Annotated in this window: 18 protein-coding genes; 10 read left to right on the forward strand and 8 right to left on the reverse strand. The window is 36.7% G+C overall.

Going from position 1 to position 22,370, the window contains the following annotated elements; all coding sequences use genetic code 11:
* Positions 1–163: 163 nt before the first annotated feature.
* Positions 164–796, reverse strand: a complete 633-nt coding sequence (locus SOLCA_RS16010; RefSeq protein WP_014681502.1) for an RNA polymerase sigma factor — start codon at positions 794–796, stop codon at positions 164–166.
* Between the two features lie 471 nt (positions 797–1,267).
* Here SOLCA_RS16010 and SOLCA_RS16015 point away from each other — a divergent pair, with 471 nt between their 5' ends.
* On the forward strand, positions 1,268–1,459 hold the full coding sequence (locus SOLCA_RS16015; RefSeq protein WP_014681503.1) for a cold-shock protein: 192 nt from the start codon (positions 1,268–1,270) through the stop codon (positions 1,457–1,459).
* Between the two features lie 118 nt (positions 1,460–1,577).
* Here the strand turns inward: SOLCA_RS16015 and SOLCA_RS22490 are convergent, their stop codons facing one another.
* Positions 1,578–3,464, reverse strand: coding sequence for an OstA-like protein (locus SOLCA_RS22490; protein WP_014681504.1), 1,887 nt, complete (start codon positions 3,462–3,464; stop codon positions 1,578–1,580).
* A 152-nt stretch (positions 3,465–3,616) separates the two neighbouring features.
* On the opposite strand from SOLCA_RS22490, the gene tilS reads away from it, so the two are divergent.
* The 6 genes from tilS (at position 3,617) to SOLCA_RS16050 (ending at position 9,362) form a co-directional block, all read left to right on the forward strand.
* Positions 3,617–4,927 (forward strand): tRNA lysidine(34) synthetase TilS, encoded by a 1,311-nt coding sequence (gene tilS, locus SOLCA_RS16025; RefSeq protein ID WP_014681505.1) that lies wholly within the window; start codon positions 3,617–3,619, stop codon positions 4,925–4,927.
* Positions 4,928–4,939: 12 nt separating this feature from the next.
* Positions 4,940–5,419, forward strand: a complete 480-nt coding sequence (locus tag SOLCA_RS16030) for a hypothetical protein (RefSeq protein ID WP_014681506.1) — start codon at positions 4,940–4,942, stop codon at positions 5,417–5,419.
* A gap of 41 nt (positions 5,420–5,460) precedes the next feature.
* Positions 5,461–6,357 (forward strand): UbiA family prenyltransferase, encoded by an 897-nt coding sequence (locus SOLCA_RS16035; protein WP_157604592.1) that lies wholly within the window; start codon positions 5,461–5,463, stop codon positions 6,355–6,357.
* Between the two features lie 73 nt (positions 6,358–6,430).
* A complete protein-coding gene (locus tag SOLCA_RS16040; protein WP_014681508.1) occupies positions 6,431–7,531 on the forward strand; it encodes a type III polyketide synthase in 1,101 nt (366 codons plus the stop codon).
* A gap of 2 nt (positions 7,532–7,533) precedes the next feature.
* Positions 7,534–8,232: a methyltransferase domain-containing protein gene (locus SOLCA_RS16045; protein ID WP_042479979.1), complete on the forward strand. Its 699-nt coding sequence runs from the start codon at positions 7,534–7,536 to the stop codon at positions 8,230–8,232.
* Positions 8,229–9,362, forward strand: a complete 1,134-nt coding sequence (locus SOLCA_RS16050; protein WP_014681510.1) for an NAD(P)/FAD-dependent oxidoreductase — start codon at positions 8,229–8,231, stop codon at positions 9,360–9,362. The genes SOLCA_RS16045 and SOLCA_RS16050 overlap by 4 nt, the downstream gene beginning before the upstream one ends.
* Positions 9,363–9,426: 64 nt before the next feature.
* On the opposite strand, the gene SOLCA_RS16055 is transcribed toward SOLCA_RS16050, so the two are convergent.
* The 3 genes from SOLCA_RS16055 to serS form a co-directional block, all read right to left on the reverse strand.
* Complete coding sequence (locus SOLCA_RS16055; protein WP_014681511.1) at positions 9,427–12,867, reverse strand: pyruvate carboxylase; 3,441 nt, start codon at positions 12,865–12,867, stop codon at positions 9,427–9,429.
* 282 nt (positions 12,868–13,149) lie between these two features.
* Positions 13,150–13,596, reverse strand: a complete 447-nt coding sequence (locus tag SOLCA_RS16060; RefSeq protein WP_014681513.1) for a hypothetical protein — start codon at positions 13,594–13,596, stop codon at positions 13,150–13,152.
* Positions 13,597–13,836: 240 nt separating this feature from the next.
* Positions 13,837–15,108 carry a serine--tRNA ligase gene (gene serS, locus SOLCA_RS16065; RefSeq protein WP_014681514.1) on the reverse strand — a complete coding sequence of 424 codons (1,272 nt, stop codon included), beginning with the start codon at positions 15,106–15,108 and terminating at the stop codon, positions 13,837–13,839.
* Between the two features lie 145 nt (positions 15,109–15,253).
* Between serS and rsmI the strand changes: the two genes are divergently transcribed.
* Both rsmI and lnt read left to right on the forward strand, forming a co-directional pair.
* Entirely contained in the window at positions 15,254–15,976 is a 723-nt protein-coding gene (gene rsmI, locus SOLCA_RS16070; protein WP_014681515.1) for a 16S rRNA (cytidine(1402)-2'-O)-methyltransferase, read from the forward strand.
* Between the two features lie 45 nt (positions 15,977–16,021).
* Positions 16,022–17,653 carry an apolipoprotein N-acyltransferase gene (gene lnt / locus SOLCA_RS16075; RefSeq protein ID WP_014681516.1) on the forward strand — a complete coding sequence of 544 codons (1,632 nt, stop codon included), beginning with the start codon at positions 16,022–16,024 and terminating at the stop codon, positions 17,651–17,653.
* Positions 17,654–17,731: 78 nt separating this feature from the next.
* Here the strand turns inward: lnt and SOLCA_RS16080 are convergent, their stop codons facing one another.
* The 3 genes from SOLCA_RS16080 to SOLCA_RS16090 form a co-directional block, all read right to left on the reverse strand.
* Positions 17,732–18,637 (reverse strand): ROK family protein, encoded by a 906-nt coding sequence (locus SOLCA_RS16080; RefSeq protein WP_014681517.1) that lies wholly within the window; start codon positions 18,635–18,637, stop codon positions 17,732–17,734.
* 129 nt (positions 18,638–18,766) lie between these two features.
* A complete protein-coding gene (locus SOLCA_RS16085) occupies positions 18,767–20,455 on the reverse strand; it encodes an NAD+ synthase (protein WP_014681518.1) in 1,689 nt (562 codons plus the stop codon).
* Between the two features lie 193 nt (positions 20,456–20,648).
* Positions 20,649–21,275 carry a porin family protein gene (locus SOLCA_RS16090; RefSeq protein ID WP_014681519.1) on the reverse strand — a complete coding sequence of 209 codons (627 nt, stop codon included), beginning with the start codon at positions 21,273–21,275 and terminating at the stop codon, positions 20,649–20,651.
* Positions 21,276–21,341: 66 nt separating this feature from the next.
* Here SOLCA_RS16090 and gldB point away from each other — a divergent pair, with 66 nt between their 5' ends.
* Complete coding sequence (gldB, locus tag SOLCA_RS16095) at positions 21,342–22,364, forward strand: gliding motility lipoprotein GldB (protein ID WP_014681520.1); 1,023 nt, start codon at positions 21,342–21,344, stop codon at positions 22,362–22,364.
* Positions 22,365–22,370: the final 6 nt, after the last annotated feature.

A 22,370-nucleotide genomic window follows, 5' to 3' on the forward strand; every position in this document is an offset into this window, starting at 1 on the left:
TTTTAGCTGTACACACAAACACAGCGATTCACCCCATGCGATGATGAATATTTTTTATTTTTTAGAAATAGCTTAATAGAGACTCACAAGCATTCACAGAATGCGATCTCTAAAAGCCCCCTCAGGTGTTTTTTGGGTAATAGTAAAAAGTGCGGTTACTCCCTCACACAATAATCCTTCTGAACATAGCAAGGAACAATATTACTGGCCGGTTGCCGGCATGTTCACGAAGTGCAGTTATTGCGCGTGCTATTAATTTATAAGCGGCTTTAACGCTTAGTCCCATAATCTCTGCGATTTCAGGGTATGAAAATCCTTCGTAATATTTTAAATAAATGGCTTCTCGCTGACGATCTGTTAACTGGCCAATCGCATTGCTGATAAGTCGGTTGACATGATGAGCTTTTTCACGTGCAATCAAATCTGCTTCAGGACTGGGTTTTACTTCTAATGTAAATACATTAAGTGATTCCAGCTCTTCTGCAGTTCCGGACGCATGATCTTTTGTATCACGGAGGTGATTAAACAAATGGCTTCGAAAAGATTTAAATAGATAGTTCTTTACGGAAGGAGGATTACCAAGTGATAATTTATTGCTCCAGATTTTAATAAAAAGGTCATGGATTAAATCATTGATCAACTCCTTGTCGGAGCTATATTTATGAGCATAATTATATAGTTGACGATAATATATAGTGTAAATTTGTTCATAGGCGTTAACATCACCTTCTTTAAAGGCAGCCCATAAATCGGTTTCATTTATACCTACTTTTTTAATATTATCAGCAACAGCCATCTAATCTACTGGAAAACAAGAACTAACGGCAAATATAAAATTTAATCCAAGGAATCATATGCCTTCACGCTATTGATCTACGGCGTTCAACGATCAATTTAAAATCTATAGAGATTAGGGATTACTTGTCTAATCGGCTTTAAATGAAGCCTTATCTAGGCTTTTTCAGAAATGCATTAAAAAAAATATTTTGAACAAAATATGCGTCGGAAATAGTATATTATTTTATTAAACCATTAGCGAACACCACATTAACAAACTGAATTACAATTATTTATTAAATAAAAATTGTTTTTTTCATTTATTAACTCCACCTTTGCTGAGCCTCATAGATGTTGAGGCAAAAAAAATATTCTATAATTCCATCCGAACTTTTATTTTTTCCGGAAATATTTAGTAATATTAACTTTTCATGTCAACCCCTGGTTTGCATGATTTAAGCAGAATTTTTTAATTTAATACAATAAATAAATGCAAACAGGAGTAGTAAAATTCTTTAATTCAACCATAGGTTTTGGTTTCATTAAACACGACGACTCAAACAATGAGACCTTTGTTCACGTAAGTGGCCTTATCGATGAAATTAAAGAAAACGACCGCGTTCAATTTGAACTGGAAAGAGGTAAAAAAGGCATGAATGCAGTTAACGTAAAAGTTATCTAATTCATACATAATATTTATTTCGCAGGCCTGTGGTTTAACAATCACAGGCTTTTTTTATTGAGTCTGTTGAACACTCATTTATAAAAAAGGTTGATGTTTTAAGCATCAACCTTTTTTGTTATAATTTCTTCTTTTGTGCTGGTTGTTTCTTAGGCAATCCAGGAGACTTTGGTACAACTGTTTTTTCTGGTGGATTAGCGTGCTGAACTTTTCGTCCTCCTTTAGATTGTTCATCCTGAGGAATCGTTTTTATAGCAACCTTCCTATAAATATCTTCCTTAGAAACAGGACGTTCTTCTGCCCTCCAATTAAATCCCTTTAATTTATCCTCCCCTTCAGGAATTTTATCAAGCGGATGTAAAGCGCCTTCAACATCCTTATCCATCCGCACCGTACCGATTTTGTTATCTTTAAATGTTAACAACATATTACTGCAGAGTGCTCGGTTCATTCCTGTGTAAGAAACAGAATCTTCTTTTGGATAATAAATACTCTCTCCATTACCTAAAACCGTTAAACGCGAAAGCTTATTGTCTTTAAATAACCCCACCATATTTCTGCCACTGATCTGATTGAATAAAGTTGAATCTCCTTCAGTACTAGCAATAAATGCCGAAGCATTCAGCTTCATTCTGTCGATCTTCTTATTTTTCAGCTCAATATCGATCTGATTTGCCGTCATTTGCGAGCCTTGTGTCCATACAGCAGGCGACTTATAACAACGCATGGTTGAATCGGCATATGTATATACTAATGAGTCGGCGACAGCTTGCAGGTCAGATTTAAAAATTCGCACATTTCGGTATGCATATAAAATCCGTCGCGGAATTGAATCAACTTTAACAATTTTCAGGCTGTCGGGTTTAAGATTAATAATGCTATCGGGTTCAGCTGTTAGCAGTTCTTGTTTAGTAGTGTCCTGCACTGGCTTAACAGTTCGCATAGGTTCTGTTATACCTGGTCCTGTTGGAGGCAGGTTATTTTTTGCGGTTTTAATTTTTATGCTATCTACTACTCCGTTAACTACTCCTGAATCTTTTTTCAAGGGAGCACTTGCCAGCCTTTTATTCAAGGGCTGGGGCATTATTGTCTTGAGTGTATCGGCAGTCATGTATAATGAATCCTTTTCCTGTACGACAGTTAAAAGAGCTCTTCCAGTAACAAATGTGGTTTCCGTAGGCTTGTTATGTTGACCATAATCGCCGGTAAGGATTATCTTCTCCGCAGTATCAACAAACACCACATGGCGTACTGCCTTGCCATAACCCAACCTCCTGTCGTAATAAAGACTATCTCCTTTTAGTGTTTTTGAACCCGATTCGTAATAAGAATTCTTACTGAATTGAGCCTGGTCAGTAGCGGTATTATACCATCCATTTTCAGTATAAAGGAAATCATCTTTTCCTTTTATCCTTGTCGGACCAAAAAAGTAAGCAAAACGGGTATTAGTGTTATACTTAAGTGTATCACTTGTTATTTCTGCCTGAGGTGTATTCACTTTGACATTATAGCGAAAAAAAGCATCCTTAGAGCCTACATAATAATAGCCGGTTTTACTGGTAAGAATGTTTTCCTTATTGGTAATCTTTCCACCATTGGGATACATACCAACACGGGTAACCATATCATAATTTAAATAGTCGGTAGTAAGTACAGCCTTTCCATCAGTAAGGGTCACGTTTTCAAAAAGTTCAGCTCTACGAGAATTTCCATCATATTTTAAGCTTTTAGAGGTTACCGTAATAGTATCTGCCTGCACAATACGAACATTACCAAAAGCATTTAAACGATTTTCTTTTTCAAAGTAGTCGGCGCTATCACAAAACATGACTGCATTTTCATGTCTGAATTTACAGTTACCAACAAAATGAGAAACACCTGTATTCACGAAAAACTGAGCATCATCTGAGTTCTCAATCTGAACTTTAGTAGTTTTCTTTTGTGCAAAAACGCTTAACCCGCTTAAAATAAATATGATAAATAGAAATAGTCGTCTGGATTTCATCAACGCAAAAATAACTTTTTTTAGCTTATTAGTTTACCTATCACATTTTACTTACACGTATTAAAAAACGGACAAGGCAACTTTTCATAAATTTGTTTAAACATACATTTTATGTTTGCGTTTAATGTAAGAATGACGTAGGTTTAGGCCCGATGTATAAAATTTCGGACTTCCTACTACCGTTCAAAAACTTTGTGAATGTTCAGCAACTTTTTGGCGCTGACAACAGAATTTTACTTGCTGTTAGTGGTGGTATAGATTCTGTGGTGATGGCACATTTATTTTCCGCAGCAGGTTTCAATATCGGAATCGCACACTGCAACTTTCAGTTAAGAGAAAATGATGCTGATCTGGATTCGGCATTTGTCTCTGAACTTGCATCTCATTTGAAAGTTCCTTTTCACCATGTAAAATTTAAAACAACCACTTATGCTGAGGAAAAGAAAATTTCGATTCAGATGGCGGCTAGGGACTTACGTTATAGATGGCTTCGAAAAATTAAAGAGGAATTTGGTTATGATCAGATTGCAGTTGCTCACCATAAAAGTGATACAGTTGAAACAGTTTTGATCAATATGCTTCGTGGAACAGGTATTGCGGGTTTACATGGCATTTTGCCAAAACGAGATGATATTATAAGACCTTTATTATACCTTACACGTGAAGATATTGAACATATCGCCAACATTTGTAAGATTACTTACAGGGAAGACCTTTCTAACCGTTCCTCCAAATACCTTAGAAACAAATTAAGAAATGAAGTTATTCCAATTCTAAAAGAAATTAATCCCGACCTGGAACAAACATTTGCTCAAACAATTGAGTATGTTAAAGAAAGTGAGGAGTTGGTAAATCAATACCTGGAAGAGAAAAAAGCCGAGTTGTTTCATGATAGACAATCAGAACAACTTATCAGTATAGAAAAGCTTAATGAACAAAAACATATGCAGGCTCTTTTGTACGGATTACTAAAATCATACAATTTTTCTGCCTCTACTGTTGCTGAAATTATTGGTGCATTGAATGCCCAACCCGGTAAACAGTTCTTATCTTCCACTCATAAAATTGTTAAAGACCGAAAGCATTTAATTTTATCGTCAATAACAAATCAGGAAGATGCCATTAGTATGGAAAGTTTGTTTATTGAACGAATTGAGCCCAATAAATCATTCGGGATACCTTTCAGTAATAAAATTGGCTGTTTTGATTACGAGAAATTAAAATTACCTCTCGAAGTAAGAACCTGGCAACCGGGAGATAGTTTTATCCCACTGGGAATGAAGAGCAAGAAAAAATTGAGTGATTTTTTAATTGATTTGAAAATTCCACTCAATGAAAAAGAAAAAGTGAAGGTTGTATTGTCGGGCTCCGAAATTATATGGGTTGCCGGATACAGAATAAACGACCGATATAAAATAACGCCCGAAACCAAAAAAATTTATATTTTGGAGTTCAAAAATTAGCGCACTTCTCTAATGAAGGAAAAACCAATATTCATTGAAAAACAATTTTTAGGATTAAACCGTAACTGGCTGCTTACCAGATTAGTTTTGGCTATTTTTTGTTTTATTATTTACACCATTGAGGAAAATCGTGATCGTAATGCCGACTTATTATTGGTTGTTGGTATTTCAATTTTGATCATTTCCGGATTGTTAACCTTTATTATCCACTATAAAACATCGGTTTATTCTCAATCGTTAATACTTGATGGCTTCTGGACCACCAGTAGAGTTAAAATTGATTTCGGCAGCATTAAAAGTGTTGAAAAGGTTCAGTATAGTAACTTTATGATGAATAATCCAGTTTATAATCTGCATAAAAAGGGGACGATCCGTTTCTATACCAGAGGAAAATATGCCATAAAACTTACCGATAAAGATGGATTGGTTTATTTAATAGGCAGCCAACATTGTGATGAATTGGTGAGAATAATAGCTGAGCAAATTAAATAAATAGGCAGGTTAGTTGTTAGTAATTACTTAAACAAATGCTGATGACTACCAACCTGATCGATAAAGACACGCTTAAATTATTGAGAATTCCCTTCTCGATCTTTTTAATGCCTGTATTTCTATTTGCGCTAAGCCAGGCTGAATCGATAAATTGGCAAAATACTCTTCTTTCCTTTATCATTTTGCATTTATTTATTTATCCGGCCAGCAATGGATACAATAGTTTTATGGACCAGGATGAAGGAAGCATTGGCGGTTTAAAACATCCACCTAAACCAACAAAAAAGCTTTTTTACATTTCCATTCTGCTCGATTTTATCGGTCTTTCACTAAGCTTTTTTATTAGCATCCCCTTCTCTATCTGCTTACTTATGTACATATTGGCGTCACGAGCTTATAGTTATAAAGGAATTCGTCTTAAAAAGTATCCTTACCTTGGATTTATTACAGTTATTTTTTCCCAGGGGGCATTTACGTTTTTAATTGCTTATCATGCAATAACCCTTCTTTCCTACCAGGAAATAATTAATCGGCAATTACTTGCTTTAATAGCTTGTAGCTTATTATTGGCAGGGGTTTATCCGCTTACCCAAATTTACCAGCATGAAGAAGATTATAAAAATGGAGACATCACTATTAGCTATAAATTAGGTTACAGGGGTACATTCGCTTTTTGTTGTTTTGCATTTCTAACCAGTATCATTTGCTTTTATTATTATTTCAGAGAAGTTGATTTATTAAACAACTTCATAATTCTTCAGTTGTGTTTTATTCCAGCTGTAGTATATTTCTTTCACTGGTTTTACAAAGTATGGCGCGATTCTTCAGCTGCTGATTTTGAACATACGATGAAAATGAACCTTATTGCGTCTGTTTGCTTAAACAATTGTTTCATTTTATTATTACTCATTAACCAACAAGTGATTAAATTTCAGTAAGTTGTATACTAATAATAGTATTTGGCAAGATTAGTGTATAAACTTTGGGATAACAATTTAATTATAACAGACCATGAGTAAAGTAATTTCTATTGCAACTGCTAATCCACCCTTTAAGCACAAACAAGAAGATGTTTTACAGTACATGACGGATGTATTGCGATCTTCATCCGATGAACGGAAATTACTCAATATGCTTTATCATCGCAGCGGAATCAAGTATCGATATTCTGTACTGCCTGAATTCTCTGAGCGTTATGCAAGTCACCATGTTTCTTTTTTTGACAATGTGGAAGAAGACCAGCCATTAGAAGCTCGTATGAAAATCTATCATGATAATGCTGGAAAACTTGGTTGTGAATCGGCCCTTAAATGTGTGGATCCTTTTTGTAAGCCCGAAAATATAACTCATCTTATAACAGTAAGTTGTACAGGTTTATCCGCACCGGGACTCGACCTAGAGGTGGTTGAAAAATTAGGCTTGAAAAATACGATTTATCGTACTTCCGTAAATTTTATGGGCTGTTATGCTGCTTTACATGCGATGAAACATGCAGATCTGATCTGTAAAGCTGATCCTGCTGCAATTGTATTAATTGTTTCCGTTGAAATATGTACGATCCATTTCCAGAACAAAAATGACATGGATAATCTCACTGCTAATTTGTTGTTTGCAGATGGTGCGGCCTCAGCATTAGTTTGTTCTGACGATATTGCAAGTAAAAATAAGTGGCGAGGCTTAACCATTAAGAATTATTATTCTGAAGTAAACTTTAGCGCTAAAAAGGATATGGCTTGGACTTTGTCAGGCACTGGCTTTCTCATGACATTAAGCAATTACATTCCTGATTTAGTGGAGAAAGGAATTAAGAATCTTGTAACTCAAACGCTATCATCCATTAATAAAAATGTCTCAGATATTGTGCATTGGGCCATCCACCCTGGAGGAAAACGCATTTTGGATGTAATCGCTAAAGAGCTTGAATTGGTAAACGGTGAGTTACAATCGGCTTATGCGGTTCTGGAGAACTTCGGAAATATGTCGTCTCCAACCATATTATATGTATTAAAAGACATCTTGGATAACAAAGTAAACCTTGACAAAGAGGAGTTGATCTTTTCTACAGGCTTTGGACCGGGTTTAACCATGGAAAGTATGGTTTTAAGTACATGACGATGATGAGATCTCGTTCTTTAGAAAAAGAATTATTAGATGCGGATGAAATTCCCAGCGATGACCTCCGTCAGAACCTTCGTGAACTTGATATTATCAATCATTATCTGGGTGGACATTCAATTACGATAAAAGGTATAAAGCAATTAATAAAAAATCAAAAACAATCCATTTCCATTCTGGATATTGGTAGCGGTGGAGGCGACACGCTAAAAGCCGTTGCCATATGGGGCCGGGAACAAAACCAAAAGCTCAAACTGATCGGCGTAGATTTAAAAAACGATTGTATTGAATTTGCCAAAGAGAATTGCATTGATTTCCCTGAGATTTCCTTTATCCAGTCTGACTATCGAACTATTGAGCATTCAGACCTCAAAATCGATATTATCATTTCCTCTTTGTTTTGCCATCATTTAACTAATGATGAGATTGTTGTTTTTTTAAGATGGATGCACAAAAACTCAAGAACTGGTTTTATTATTAATGATTTGCAACGACATCCGATAGCTTATCAAAGTATTAAATTATTGACAACCCTTTTTTCTAAATCTTATTTAGTAAAAAATGACGCTAAACTATCAGTAGCCAGAGGGTTTATTAAGTCGGACTGGGAGAATCTGATACATAAAGCTGGCATTAAGAATGCATATATAAAATGGCATTGGGCATTCAGACATTTAATTGTTGTTAACACCGAATGAAAGAGCACTTTGATATCGCCATAGCCGGAGGAGGCTTGGCAGGTTTATGCCTGTCTATACAGTTGGCACGTGCCGGATATAAAGTGTTATTGTGTGAGAAAGAAAGCTATCCATTTCACAAAGTGTGTGGCGAATACATTGCAATAGAGTCATGGGGTTTTCTAGAGGCTTTAGGCGTTCCATTAGTTGATCTTAGACTTCCAATTATATCGAAATTGCAAATCTCTGATTGTAATGGAAGACTACTAAAACATGACCTTTTCCCTGGTGGTTTTGGAATAAGCCGGTATACACTGGATGCTACTCTCGCTACTATTGCTAAAAACTCAAATGTAACACTGCTCGAAAAAAACAAGGTTATTGATATCACCTATGAATTAAACAAACACGCTTTTAAAACTGCTAACGGAAATTTTACCGCAACGGTTGTTTGCGGATCATGGGGTAAACGGTCTAATCTCGACCAAAAGCTAAACCGCCCTTTTGTACAGCTAAATCCCAATAAGAGTTCTCATTATATTGCGGTTAAATATCATATAGAGACAAGCTTTCCTGATGACTTGATAGAATTACATAATTTTAATAATGGTTATTGCGGTATTTCTAAAGTCGACAAAGACCGTTTTTGTTTATGTTACCTTACTACTGCGTTGAATTTGCAGCAGAACCATAATAATATTCAAAAGCTGGAAGAAAATATTTTAACCAAAAATCCACAGCTTCATAAGTATTTCAATTATTCACGCTTTTTATATGATAGCCCGCTAGCGATTTCACAATTAAATTTTGCTCCTAAAGAAATAATCAATGACCACATTTTTATGATTGGAGATGCCGGTGGATTAATAACACCTTTATGCGGCAATGGAATGAGCATGGCCATGCATGCATCCAAGTTTTTAGCTGAAATTGTGAATGAGTTTTTGAAAAAAAGAATCACCCGTGACCAGGCTGAACGACTGTACCAGGAAACATGGCATCATCATTTTAACAAACGACTCAAAGCAGGAAGAATGTTTCAGGGTTTATTCGGAAAGCCATCTGTCACCAATGCCGCAGTAGGAATTCTGAGAAAATTCCCCTCGCTAACCAATAAACTGGTACGCTTAACACATGGTAATACATTCTGACAGAAACAATAAAAGCGGTCTTGCGACCGCTTCTCCCAAATTATTGATGTTTAAGTGAATTTTTCTAATTGATTTCTAAAACCAAATCATCTGTATTTACTAAGGTTCCAGGAGCTAACACCAGGCTACCAATAGTAAAATCATGATTAGCCGTAATATTGGTTTCCATTTTCATGGCTTCTACTACAAATAATGGCTGATTCTTCTTTACTTTTTCTCCTTCTTTCACAAATATTTTCGAAAGCAAGCCTTGCAAAGGAGCTCCAATATGATTGTCGTTTCCTTTATCAACCTTACGATTCTCTTGTTTAAGAACCTTGATCGATTTATCCTGTACATCAATATTACGTGTTTGACCGTTTAATTTAAAAAATACTGTCCGCATTCCATTCTCATCTGCGGGACTAATACTTAACAATCGAACAAGTAACGTTTTTCCAGGAGCAATCTCAATCGTTGATTCTTCACCCTGTTTCATTCCGTACAAGAAATACTTGGTAGGAACAGTGGAAACATCTCCATATTCACGCCAAAATTTCAAACCATCTTCAAATACTTTCGGATAGAATTTATAAGAAAGAAAATCGGTAAACTGCAGATCATGCCCGAACTGATTCTTGAATGCCTCCAATTCTTTATCAAAGTTAATAGCTGGCAAATGTTTATTCGGCCGATCCGAATAAGGCTGTTTATCCTTTAAAACGATCTTTTGTAGTTGCGCTGGAAAACCACCTGCGGGCTGTCCGATTTCACCAAGAAAAAACTGCATCACCGATTCAGGGAATGAAATTGACTCTCCCTTTGTTAGTATATCATCCTTAGTGAGATTATTCGAAACCATGAATTGCGCCATATCGCCCACAACCTTTGAACTGGGCGTAACCTTTACGATATCACCGAACAATTCATTCACTTCAGCATAACGTTCTTTAATCATCTCAAAACGCTCGCCTAAACCCAACGCAATAGCCTGTCCTTTAAGGTTTGAATACTGTCCGCCCGGAATCTCATGTTGAAATACCTCCGCCGAACTAGCCTTCATTCCCGATTCAAACGGATAATAATATTCACGAACTGCTTCCCAATAAGTAGAATGCTGATTCAATGACTTAATATCGTATTCGTTTTCCCGTTCATGGAAACGCATCATCTCAACAATGGCATTAAAATTTGGTTGCGATGTTAATCCTGAAAGCGAACCCAAAGCACAATCTACAACATCCACTCCAGCCTCAATAGCCTTTAAATAAGTAGCAGGTTGCAATGACGAAGTATCATGCGTATGTAAATGGATCGGAATTTTTACTGTTTCTTTTAATGCAGTAACCAGTTCTTTTGCAGCATACGGTTTTAATAAACCAGACATATCTTTGATGGCAAGAATATGAGCTCCGGCATTTTCCAGATCTTTTGCTAACTGAAGGTAATAATTAAGCGTGTATTTTGTTTTTTTCGGGTCCAGAATATCACCAGTGTAACACAAAGCACCTTCAGCAATACCTCCGGTACGTTTGCGAACCATATCAATACATGGAGCAATGTTTTCCATCCAGTTTAAGGAGTCAAAAATGCGGAAGATATCTACCCCTTTTTCCCATGATTTTTCTACAAAGCTTTCGATCAGGTTGTCTGGATATGCGGAATAGCCCACACCGTTACAACCACGAATCAGCATTTGTAATAAAATGTTCGGGATAGCCGCACGCAATAATTCTAATCGTTTCCAAGGATCTTCGCGCAAGAAACGGATGCAAACATCAAACGTTGCTCCACCCCAAACCTCCATAGAGAATGTTTGTGGATGATTTTTAGCAAATGCCTCTGCCACTTTCAGCATATCATAGGTACGCATACGCGTAGCCAGCAACGACTGGTGACCGTCTCTGAAAGTTGTATCCGTATAATGAATTTTCTTTTCGCTCTTTAACCAATCTGCAAACTTCTCAGGACCAAGCTCTGTCAACAGATCTTTGGTTCCTTTCTGATATGGAGCATTCTGGTCATATGATGGAATAATCGGTTTATCAAAACGAGCATTGGGATTTACCATTGTTACATCCGGGTTTCCGTTTACAGAAACATCAGCCAGGTAATTCAGGATCCGAGTACCACGGTCGAGACGGGTTTTAAACTGAAATAATTCAGGATGTTCGTTGATAAACCCTACAGTCGCTTTCCCTTCAACAAATTCGGGAACCGAAATAAGGTTTTCAAGAAACTGAATATTGTTTTTTACACCACGAATACGGAACTCTCTAAGTGCACGATGCATTTTACGAGCTGCATCACTTAAATCATTACCAGAGGTGCTTACCTTAACCAACATGGAGTCAAAGAATGGACTGATTTTCATTCCTGGATAGGTAGATCCTTCGTCTAGACGAACACCAAAACCGGTAGCGTTACGATAAGTAATCAGTGTGCCATAATCCGGTTTGAATCCATTTGCAGGATCCTCAGTGGTAATACGGCATTGCATTGCATAACCATTGCACTTGATATTACGTTGATCACCAAGACCAATTTCCGGATCAGAAAGCTTATAGCCATCCGCTATGTATAGCTGTGTTTTAATAATATCCACTCCAGTAACCATTTCGGTTACTGTATGTTCAACCTGCACACGCGGATTTACCTCAATGAAAAAAATGTTCTCTTTACCATCAACCAAAAACTCAACTGTACCTACGTTATTATAATTTACAGTTGAACATATTTTGATAGCATATTCATAAAGCTTATTCCTGGTTTCTTCTTTAAGACCAACAGAAGGAGCAACCTCAACCACCTTCTGGAAACGACGTTGAACAGAACAATCCCTTTCAAATAGATGGCGAATAGTCCCATGGCTATCTGCTACTATCTGTATCTCGATGTGTTTTGGATTTTCGATGTATTTTTCAAGGAAAACGGTATCATCACCAAAAGCGTTTTTTGCTTCACTTCTTGCCTCGCGAAACCCCTTCTCCAATTCTTCATCATTCCTGATCACACGCATACCTCTACCTCCGCCCCCAGCAGCGGCTTTCAACATAAGCGGGTAACCAATTCTATTTGCTTCTTCAAGCGCAACGCTAAAGTCGGTCAACTCTTTCTCATTATCATCAATGATAGGAATTTGCGCTTTACGGGCATTTTCTTTAGCAATAACCTTATCTCCTAAGGCCTCCATAACATCCGGACGCGGACCAACGAAAATAATACCATTGTCTGCACACTTTTGTGCGAGGTCCTTATTTTCTGAAAGGAATCCGTAACCGGGATGAATAGCATCAGCTTTGCTTTGCTTCGCAATGCGGATAATCTCATCAATGTTAAGGTAAGGTTTTAGGGGATCATTATCTTCACCGATCTGATAAGCTTCGTCAGCTTTATATCGATGCAGCGAATAGCGGTCTTCGTAGGTATAAACCGCAACAGTTTGAATGTTGAGTTCATTACAAGCCCGCGCAATGCGAATGGCAATCTCGCCTCTGTTAGCAATGAGTACTTTCCTGATCTTCATTATTTAGGTTGAATTTTTGCAATCTCACTCCGGAAAATTCATAGGAATTACCGGCATCATCATTTGTATATCGATAACTTAAAATAATAAATGTTTAACAGATTGTATTCAATTAAACAGATTTACATTTTAACCTAACGGCATTAATTCATTAATCAGGAGCTCATAGTCGACAGGCTCTGCGCCAAAAATAGAAAAATATTGTGATTTAAAAAGATTTGATCTTGCAGTTGAGTTCAAATTCAGACAAAACCGCAAGATCATTTTGTTATCTGCTTAAAATTATTGTTTACCCAGAGTAGGTATTATTCTGAATATCTGATCGGAATGTTGTCCGGTGTAGTACTTTCTGATTTTCATAAAAAAAGAACGAGATTGCGCTTTATCTGGCCATACTTTATTCTCCAGATCATCAATCTCTTTATCTGCGGCTTCAATATCAGCTAAAGATTTATATTCAATCATTTCTACCCAATCTCTGCTATCGTCGCTGTAATAGTGAACCGCAACTCTGGCACTTACGCAATGGGTTACTTTGGAACCTACTTTTTGCCACCATTCGGTTATCAGGGAATCCAGCTCACTCCTGCGGCCATCTATAGGAAAAGCTAATTTATGCGTCGTAATAACCAGTATGTTTCCGGTTGCCTGTGCAAGCAAAAAAGTAGGACAAAGTTCTACAACTATAGCCATTAACAAGGCTATTCCAAAAAATTTAAACGATTTCATTTTTAACCTCCTTTGGTTTTAGAAAAAAACACTTATAATAAAGCTAGATTGTGTATCCTTTATCAATTGGTTAATTAAAATGGGAGGAATATCGCTTAGTAAGGTGGGAAATGTATGTATACAATAAGTAATTTACGCAATTAATAGGCTAAAAATCAATCAATTAATCACTTTGTTGATTTTAACAAAAAAGCGGAATAGCTTGTAGCCCATTCCGCTTAAAATTATTTTTAAAACCTATTAATCGATATATTCAAATCCCGTATAAGGCACTAACGCCGCCGGAATTTTGATACCTTTTTCAGTTTGATTGTTCTCCAATAACGAAGCAACAATACGTGGCAATGCTAATGCACTTCCGTTTAGTGTATGCGCCAATTGAGGCTTGCCTTCTTTACCACGGAAACGTAATTTCAGACGGTTACTTTGGAACGTTTCGAAGTTAGATGCAGAACTTACTTCTAACCATCTGCCCTGCGCAGCGCTGTATACTTCCATGTCATAAGTTAATGCTGAAGTAAAGCTCATATCACCACCGCATAAACGTAATACGCGGTACGGCAATTCAAGCTTTTGAAGTAAGCTCTGAATATAAGTGCTCATTTCTTCCAGCGTTTCGTATGATTTCTCGGGATGTACAATCTGTACAATTTCCACTTTATCAAACTGGTGCAAACGATTTAGGCCGCGTACATGTGCGCCATAAGAACCGGCTTCTCTGCGGAAACATGGCGTGTAAGCAGTATTTTTAATCGGAAGATCCTCTTCTTTTACAATTTCATCTCTGTACAAGTTTGTAACCGGAACTTCTGCTGTCGGAATTAAATAAAGGTTGTCTTCAGTTACATGGTACATCTGTCCTTCTTTATCCGGTAGTTGCCCGGTACCAAAGCCAGACGCCTCGTTAATTAATACCGGAGGCTGAACTTCCTTATATCCTAACTCATTTGCGTTATCTAAAAAGAAGTTGATCAAAGCACGTTGCAGCTTTGCACCTTTTCCTTTATACACAGGAAAACCGGCGCCAGTTATTTTATTACCTAACTCAAAGTCGATAATATCATATTTAGCAGCAAGCTCCCAATGAGGCAAAGCGCCTTCTGGCAGAGAAGGAATAGCTCCATGGGTAAGCACCACATCATTCTCTTCCGGAGTTGATCCAACTGGAACAGAAGCATGTGGTAAATTTGGTAATTGAACCAATTTATTATGCACCAATTGCTCCAATTCTGCTAACTCTTCGCCAAGGGTTTTAATATCTTCTTTTAATAATGAAGTAGTTTCTTTGATTTTTTCAATTTCTTCTTTACGTCCGGACTTCACTAATTCCCCGATGCTTTTGGCCATAGTGTTGGATTGCGAAAGCACATTATCCAACTGCGCCTGCGTAGAGCGGCGTTTATGGTCCAGGTCTAAAATTTCATCTACCAATTCAAGCTGTTTAAAATTCTTTTTGCTTAAACGGGCTAAAACATCCTCTTTGTTCTCTCTGATGTAATTGATTTGTAGCATCGTTTCTCAAATTTTGTGAGCCAAAGATAGAAAATTAATGCGCTGATGCAGAAATGTAGCTTTAACAAAATGCATGCATTTTAATGTCGCAAAAGAAAAATCAGGCTGTAGTGGATTTATTGCTTAAATCTTACTTTTGTAAAACATGAGCGGAAAATTATACCTGATACCTACGCCCGTTGGCAACCTCGAAGATATTACCTTACGTGCACTGCGTATTTTAAAAGAAGTCGATTTGGTTTTAGCCGAAGACACCCGTAACGGAGGCAATCTTTTAAAACATTATGGCATCGATAAAAAGATGTTTTCTCACCATCAGCATAATGAGCACAAGGCCGTTGCTGAAGTGGTAAAGTTTTTAAAAGCCGGACAAAATATTGCTTTAATTAGTGACGCCGGCACTCCCGGAATTTCTGATCCTGGTTTTTTATTAGTTAGAGAATGTATTAAAGAGGAAATTCCCCTTGAAACATTGCCAGGCGCAACTGCTTTTGTTCCGGCTTTGGTAAATTCAGGATTACCATGCGACCGTTTTTGCTTTGAAGGATTTCTTCCTGTAAAGAAAGGACGCCAAACCCGATTAAAGGAATTAGTTTCTGAAAGCCGAACTATAATCTTTTATGAATCCCCTCATCGACTATTGAAAACCCTGGAAGAATTCACCGAGTATTTTGGCAACGACCGACAAGCCTGTGCATCACGCGAAATAAGTAAACTCTTTGAAGAAAATGTTCGAGGATCGCTAAAAGAAATAATATCACATTTTGAGAACAATGTGTTAAAAGGAGAATTTGTGATTTGTGTTGCCGGAAAAGAAGCCAGAGAAAAAAAGAATAAATATAAAGACAATGATGAAGACGACGAGTAATACTGTTCAACACCATTATTCATCGAAAAAACACTTATATTAAGCATGACGAGATTAAAAAATTTACTTCTACCAACTCTTACAGGAATTTTATTATGGCTGGCATGGCCCCCATTAAAATTCACTCCTTTATTATTCTTTGCTTTCGTTCCATTATTGATCTATGCTGACAAAGTAAAGCATGATAAAAAAGCTGGAGGAAAGATTTTCCGCAACAGCTTTTATGCATTCTTTATTTGGAATACTTTATCCCTTTATTGGATTTATAATGCAGGTCAAGAGTTGGGTGTTGCAGGAGCAATCGGTATTGTTAGCGTTCCATTGTTATTGGGTTCATTATTAATGAGTCTCGCATTTTGGGTTTATTATCGAACCCGAAAAAACTTTGGCGAAAACATTGGAATTTTTGCACTGATATGTTCATGGCTTGGTTACGAATATTTGCATCAGGAATGGCAATTAGCCTTCCCTTGGATGACTCTAGGCAATGGATTGGCGGAATGGCATCAACTGGTGCAGTGGTATGAGTACACGGGTGTTTTTGGAGGTTCTTTATGGATATTACTAGCCAATGTTCTTTTATACCATATTTATCGAAAAGCTTCATTACTAAAAGCAGAAGGGGCGTCATTGAAAGGCCTTATTGGACTTGGAATCCGATTTGTACTACATATATCAATACCTATCGTATTTTCCTTATGGATTTACACAAATTATAAGGAGGCCGGAAATCCAAGTAATGTAGTAGTGGTTCAACCAAATGTTAACCCATTCTCTGAAAAATTTGATGGATTGCCGCCCGAAATGCAATTGGAACGCCTAATCAAACTTTCCGATTCATTAGGACAGCCAAATACTGAGTTTTTCATCTGGCCTGAAACAGCTATCATTCCACTTGTTCATGAAGATGAATTACCTTACGACGGCAGTGTGGAAACCATTCAGCGTTTTCTGTCAAAATATAAAAACGGCAATATACTTACCGGAGCTGTAACAGTTAAATGGTATAATGATAAGAAGACGGGAACAGCAAGATACAGCAAGCAAAGCAGTAAATATTATGATGTTTACAACGCCGGATTATTGATCGAAAACTCTCCAAAAGTTCAGGTATATCATAAAAGTAAACTTGTACCCGGTGTTGAATCCTATCCATACTCATCATTACTCGGCTTTTTAGGAAACATTGTGATTGATTTGGGAGGTACATCAGGAGGCTATGGAAAAGATAACCAGAACCCGGTTTTGTATACGCAGAGTGGTATTGGTATAGCTCCCGCTATCTGTTATGAATCTATTTTCGGAGCTTTCATGGCAGACCATGTGCGGAAAGATGCGCAGCTGATTTGTGTAATAACAAACGATGGTTGGTGGAAAAACACGCCGGGTTATAAACAACATTTGATATATGCTAAATTAAGAGCAATTGAAACAAGACGCAGTGTAGCGCGTTCAGCAAATACCGGAATTTCATGTTTTATTAATCAACGCGGAGATATTATAAAGCAAACAGAATGGTGGAAACCTGCTGTAATAAAAGCAGATCTGAATTTAAATACCACTGTCACTTTTTATAGCAGGCATGGTGATTTTATAGCTGTATTAGCGAGTATTTTTGCAGCCGGATTTATCATATTATCGCTGCTTTGGAGATTTATAGGAAAGGCAAAGAAATAATACAAAAGATTACACCGATTAAAGCAGATTACTTAAATTGATGTAATCACTTTTAATCGGTGTAATCCCTAAAATAAATTAATCAAAACATAACGAAGCAGCACCTAACAAGCCTGCATCATTTCCTAATGAAGCAAGACGAATATCGATTGCTTTCAGATAGTAAGGAGTAAGATAATATTGAAGTTGTTTTTTGATACCAGGCTCAATGAATTGGTATGCAGCAGATAAACCACCACCAATAATAATCGTTTTTATATCCATAATACGGACAAACGACACCAGACCTTCGCCTAAGATCTCTCCTACTTCAAAAAACACCTTTCTCGCAAATTCGTCGCCGGAGTTTGCTGCAAGAACTGTTTTTGTTGCAGAAATGGGCTCTTCGCGTGAAATAAGTGTTGGGCCTGAATACTCATCCAGACGTTGTCCGATAAGGTTGATGATTCCCTGTTTGCCGATATTTTGCTCAAGGGTTTTGTCATTTCGTGAAGGGATATGTCCCAATTCCAAACCGTTACCATCGCCGCCAGTGAAAATACGACGATCTATCACTGCCGCACTACCAATACCTGTACCTAAGGTAATAAAGCCATAGGTACCTGGGATTGTTTTTTTTGCAAAATGCAACTCACCTAAAGCAGCTGCATTCGCATCGTTTTCAAGAAAAATGTCCATATCAGGAAAACGTTTTTGAAACGCCTCCTGAAGTTTTACGCCATTAATTTCAGGAATTGCAGTAATCTCTATAGGCGTAGAGCGGTCTTTGGTAATTGTACCTGGCAAACCGATGCCTATCTTATTAATGCCTTTATGATTGATCAATCGGTAAACGATTCGATCTAATAAATTTTCCACGAAACGGCCATTTTTTCTTAACTCAGCCGTTTCAAAACTTTTGAAGTCCTGAATTTCTCCGTCCTTGTCAACGATTCCGGTTTTTACATGGTTTCCCCCCACATCGATACCAAGATATCTTTCCATAAATTTGTGTTTGTGTGAGCGGTAAATTTAATTATTATTATCGTTTTTGAAAGTTCTTGTTGTAAAAAATACACTTTCTAAAATAGATTTTAAAAACCTGAAAATCAGAGTTTTTGAATAATCAAAGACTCAGGAAAGATATTTTCCTACTATCGGCATGCGCCTTCCGACGCCAAAAGCTTTCGGTGAAACACGTAAAATTGGAGGAGTTTGATGACGCTTGTATTCATTGGTATTCACAAGTTTGAGAATTCGCTTTACTAAGGCTTCGTCAAATCCCAAGGCTATAATTTCATTAGAGCTTTTGCGTAACTCAATATACTGATAAAGTACCTTATCTAATACATCATAATCAGGTAAAGAATCGCTATCTTTTTGATCAGGTCGAAGTTCTGCAGAAGGTGCTTTGGTTATGATATTCTTAGGAATAATCACTCCATTTCTATTGATGTATCTTGCCAACGCAAATACTTGCATTTTATACACATCTCCAATTACCGACAAACCTCCGCACATATCACCGTAAAGCGTTCCATATCCAACGGCATTCTCACTCTTGTTAGATGTATTAAGCAGAATGTATCCAAACTTGTTCGACATTGCCATTAACAATACACCTCGTATACGCGCCTGCATATTTTCTTCGGTAAGATTGAAAGGTAAATCTTTAAATTGCGGTGATAACGTAGTTTGAAATACATCAAAAACATCTTTTATCGGAATAATCTCGTGTTTACACCCCAATATATTTATCATTGTCAACGAATCTTCTACAGAATGTCCTGTTGAATATTGAGAGGGCATCAAAACAGGTAAAACATTGTTTTTTCCTAAGGCCTCACAAGCTAAAGCTAAAACCACCGCTGAGTCAATACCTCCCGACATCCCTAATGTGGCCTTTGTAAAACCTGACTTTTGAAAATAATCTTTTATTCCCAGGACCAATGCATTATAGATCCTTTCAATTTTTGAATGGGCTGAAATATCAATAATCTTATCATTATCTTCATTTTGCCATTCTCCTACAATTGCACTTCCCTTCTGATCAGGCGAAGTAATTTCACTATTAAAGTTTATTATTGAGAAGTCCTCTTCAAAATAATCCAGTTCTTCAACAATTTGGCCTTTACTGTTCAGGGCTAAAGAGCCTCCGTCAAAAATTAACTCGGTTTGTGCACCTGTATGATTTACATAAATCAAGGGCAGATTATATTTTTCACAGTTACTTGAAAGTACTTCCAAACGATCTTCACGGTGATGATAATCAAATGGAGAAGCTGCAATATTGATCATCAAATCGGGTTGCTGATGAATAAGTTCGTCCATCGGAGCATTTACATATAATGGATCTTCATCAACATTCCAAAGATCTTCACAGATAGTTAAGGCTATATTATGGCCTTTAAAATTTATGACCTTAAACTCTGTATTAGGTTCGAAATACCTGTATTCATCAAATACGTCATAGGTTGGCAATAAGGTCTTGTTAACTTTAACTTTAACCTTTCCGTTTTCAATAAAATAGGCAGAATTAAAAAGATTTTTCCCTTCGAGCTTCGGGTTTACTGATGGAGCACCAACAATTACAGCAATATCTTTGGCTTCTTTTGCTATCTTATCTACAGCCAAATCGCAAAGCTTAATAAACTCTGAAAATTCAAGGAAATCACGTACCGGATAACCACAAATTGCCAGTTCAGAAAATACTACCAGATCGGCCTGCTGAGCTTTCGCCTTACGAATTGCCTCTATTATTTTACTTGTATTTGATTCGAAATTACCGATATGATAGTTTAACTGCGCAAGTGCGATTTTCATACTATAATTGTTTTACTTTGATATGGTAAAACAAAGATAAATGTTTTGCATTAAGCTTTAGAAACATCGAAAGGGAATCCGGATATTTTAAATAAACGTTACCATTTATACCCTATCGTAGGGTTTTCATTCAATTAAAAGGGCTAAGATTCTTTATCGAACCTTAGCCCTACTTAAAGATTGTAATTACCCTTTAAAAGAATATCCCCAGATTTATAGCCACATAGGAGTTCTTAGCCTCTCCCGCCGAAAACACATCTGTAAAACCATTATTGAGACTTAAACCTGCGGTGATACGTGTTGAATTATCTATATAATATTCATAGCCTCCTCCTATCAATAAAGAAAGTCTGAAAGGATTAATGTTACTACTTATACTTTCATTATCATAATCTCTGGAAACGCCATTCTCAGTAATTGTGCCACTAATTTTTGCTCCAACTTTTATTCCCGGAACAAACCCAAACTGGCCATATAATTGCCCCTCACCGATTTTATTGGTTTTTAATTTTAACGAAATGGGGATCTCTACATACTTGAGTTTATATTCTGTTTCCTCTCCATTTTGTGAATCGCCTTGCTTTATAGAACCACCCATTGTTGTTAAGGCAAACTCCGTACTGAAAGCATATCGTTCTTTTAGATAAAAATCGCCCATCAAACCGTAAGAAAATCCTGTTGTTGCACCATTGCTTTTTCCTTCTTCAGGAACTAACCATCCAAATAATGGATGAACTTTTAAGCCCAAATCAAAATTCTGTGCTTTTGAAGCTAAACTAAAACATATGAAAGCTGCTATTAAGATAATTTTCTTATTCATGGATTAAAATAAAGTTAATGACGTTTACAATGATAACTTTGCTTTGCATTAGAGCCACATTTTATTATGCCTAAAATCAGACTTAAGCAGATACTCTTTTATTTGCCATTATTCGTAATGGTTAGTTGTATTAACGATAAAAAACATCCCGATGTTGCCGACATTGATTTAAACATCAAAATCGATCGTTTTGAGCAAGATCTTTTTAAGGCAGATACGTCCAACCTTTTAAAGGCTTCACAAAAATTAAGGGCCAAATATCCTGATTTCTATGCTATCTATTTCAGAAATATTTTGCGAAACCCCGATCCTGTTGATACTAACAATCTTCAATTAATTAAAATGATTAAGTCAAATCATGATTTCAACCTATTGAAACATGACGTTGACTCTGTGTATCCTGATCTTAAAGACGTTGAAAAACAGTTAACGGATGCATTTAAATATTATAAATATTATTTCCCTCAGGGAAAAGTACCTCAAGTGGTAAGCTATATAGCAGATTTTCAATTAGGTGCCAGTACGGTAAATAATACTTTAGCAATAGAACTTGATCTTTACATGGGGCAGGGATATCGCTTTTACCAATCTAAAAACGTGAACTTTCCAACGTTTATTCAACGTAAACTAAACAAGGATCACATTACTTCAACAGCGTTGAAGGCTTTTGCTCAACAGTTATTTGAACTTGACGAAACTGATAAAACCTTGTTACATCGCATGATCTATCAAGGCAAATTGTTATATTTTATGGACAGGGTTTTACCTGATTCGCCTGATTCTGTAAAAATTGGCTATTCGCAAAAACAATTAGAGTGGTGTAATACTTATAAAGCTGATGTATGGACAGAATTTTTAGGTCAGGGGTTATTATATTCGACAGATGAGCTTAAATATGCTAAATATTTAAATGATGCTCCTTTTACCTCTGGCTTAAACAATGACTCGGCTCCAATGTTGGGAGTTTGGTTAGGATGGCAAATTGTACGCAAGTACATGGACGAGAATCCGGATGTTACTCTGGCACAGTTAATGAGCGAAGCTGATAGTCAAAAGATACTTAAAGAATCGAAGTATAAACCGAAATAAGGTCAT

This window comes from Solitalea canadensis DSM 3403, from assembly GCF_000242635.2.
GTDB classification, from domain to species: domain Bacteria; phylum Bacteroidota; class Bacteroidia; order Sphingobacteriales; family Sphingobacteriaceae; genus Solitalea; species Solitalea canadensis.

Bases quoted from the DNA above. Each gene is read 5' to 3' on its own strand.
- SOLCA_RS16010 (WP_014681502.1), bottom strand. From the start codon at position 796: ATGGCTGTTGCTGATAATATTAAAAAAGTAGGTATAAATGAAACCGAT.
- SOLCA_RS16015 (WP_014681503.1), top strand. From the start codon at position 1,268: ATGCAAACAGGAGTAGTAAAATTCTTTAATTCAACCATAGGTTTTGGT.
- SOLCA_RS22490 (WP_014681504.1), bottom strand. From the start codon at position 3,464: ATGAAATCCAGACGACTATTTCTATTTATCATATTTATTTTAAGCGGG.
- tilS (WP_014681505.1), top strand. From the start codon at position 3,617: ATGTATAAAATTTCGGACTTCCTACTACCGTTCAAAAACTTTGTGAAT.
- SOLCA_RS16030 (WP_014681506.1), top strand. From the start codon at position 4,940: ATGAAGGAAAAACCAATATTCATTGAAAAACAATTTTTAGGATTAAAC.
- SOLCA_RS16035 (WP_157604592.1), top strand. From the start codon at position 5,461: ATGACTACCAACCTGATCGATAAAGACACGCTTAAATTATTGAGAATT.
- SOLCA_RS16040 (WP_014681508.1), top strand. From the start codon at position 6,431: ATGAGTAAAGTAATTTCTATTGCAACTGCTAATCCACCCTTTAAGCAC.
- SOLCA_RS16045 (WP_042479979.1), top strand. From the start codon at position 7,534: ATGATGAGATCTCGTTCTTTAGAAAAAGAATTATTAGATGCGGATGAA.
- SOLCA_RS16050 (WP_014681510.1), top strand. From the start codon at position 8,229: ATGAAAGAGCACTTTGATATCGCCATAGCCGGAGGAGGCTTGGCAGGT.
- SOLCA_RS16055 (WP_014681511.1), bottom strand. From the start codon at position 12,867: ATGAAGATCAGGAAAGTACTCATTGCTAACAGAGGCGAGATTGCCATT.
- SOLCA_RS16060 (WP_014681513.1), bottom strand. From the start codon at position 13,596: ATGAAATCGTTTAAATTTTTTGGAATAGCCTTGTTAATGGCTATAGTT.
- serS (WP_014681514.1), bottom strand. From the start codon at position 15,108: ATGCTACAAATCAATTACATCAGAGAGAACAAAGAGGATGTTTTAGCC.
- rsmI (WP_014681515.1), top strand. From the start codon at position 15,254: ATGAGCGGAAAATTATACCTGATACCTACGCCCGTTGGCAACCTCGAA.
- lnt (WP_014681516.1), top strand. From the start codon at position 16,022: ATGACGAGATTAAAAAATTTACTTCTACCAACTCTTACAGGAATTTTA.
- SOLCA_RS16080 (WP_014681517.1), bottom strand. From the start codon at position 18,637: ATGGAAAGATATCTTGGTATCGATGTGGGGGGAAACCATGTAAAAACC.
- SOLCA_RS16085 (WP_014681518.1), bottom strand. From the start codon at position 20,455: ATGAAAATCGCACTTGCGCAGTTAAACTATCATATCGGTAATTTCGAA.
- SOLCA_RS16090 (WP_014681519.1), bottom strand. From the start codon at position 21,275: ATGAATAAGAAAATTATCTTAATAGCAGCTTTCATATGTTTTAGTTTA.
- gldB (WP_014681520.1), top strand. From the start codon at position 21,342: ATGCCTAAAATCAGACTTAAGCAGATACTCTTTTATTTGCCATTATTC.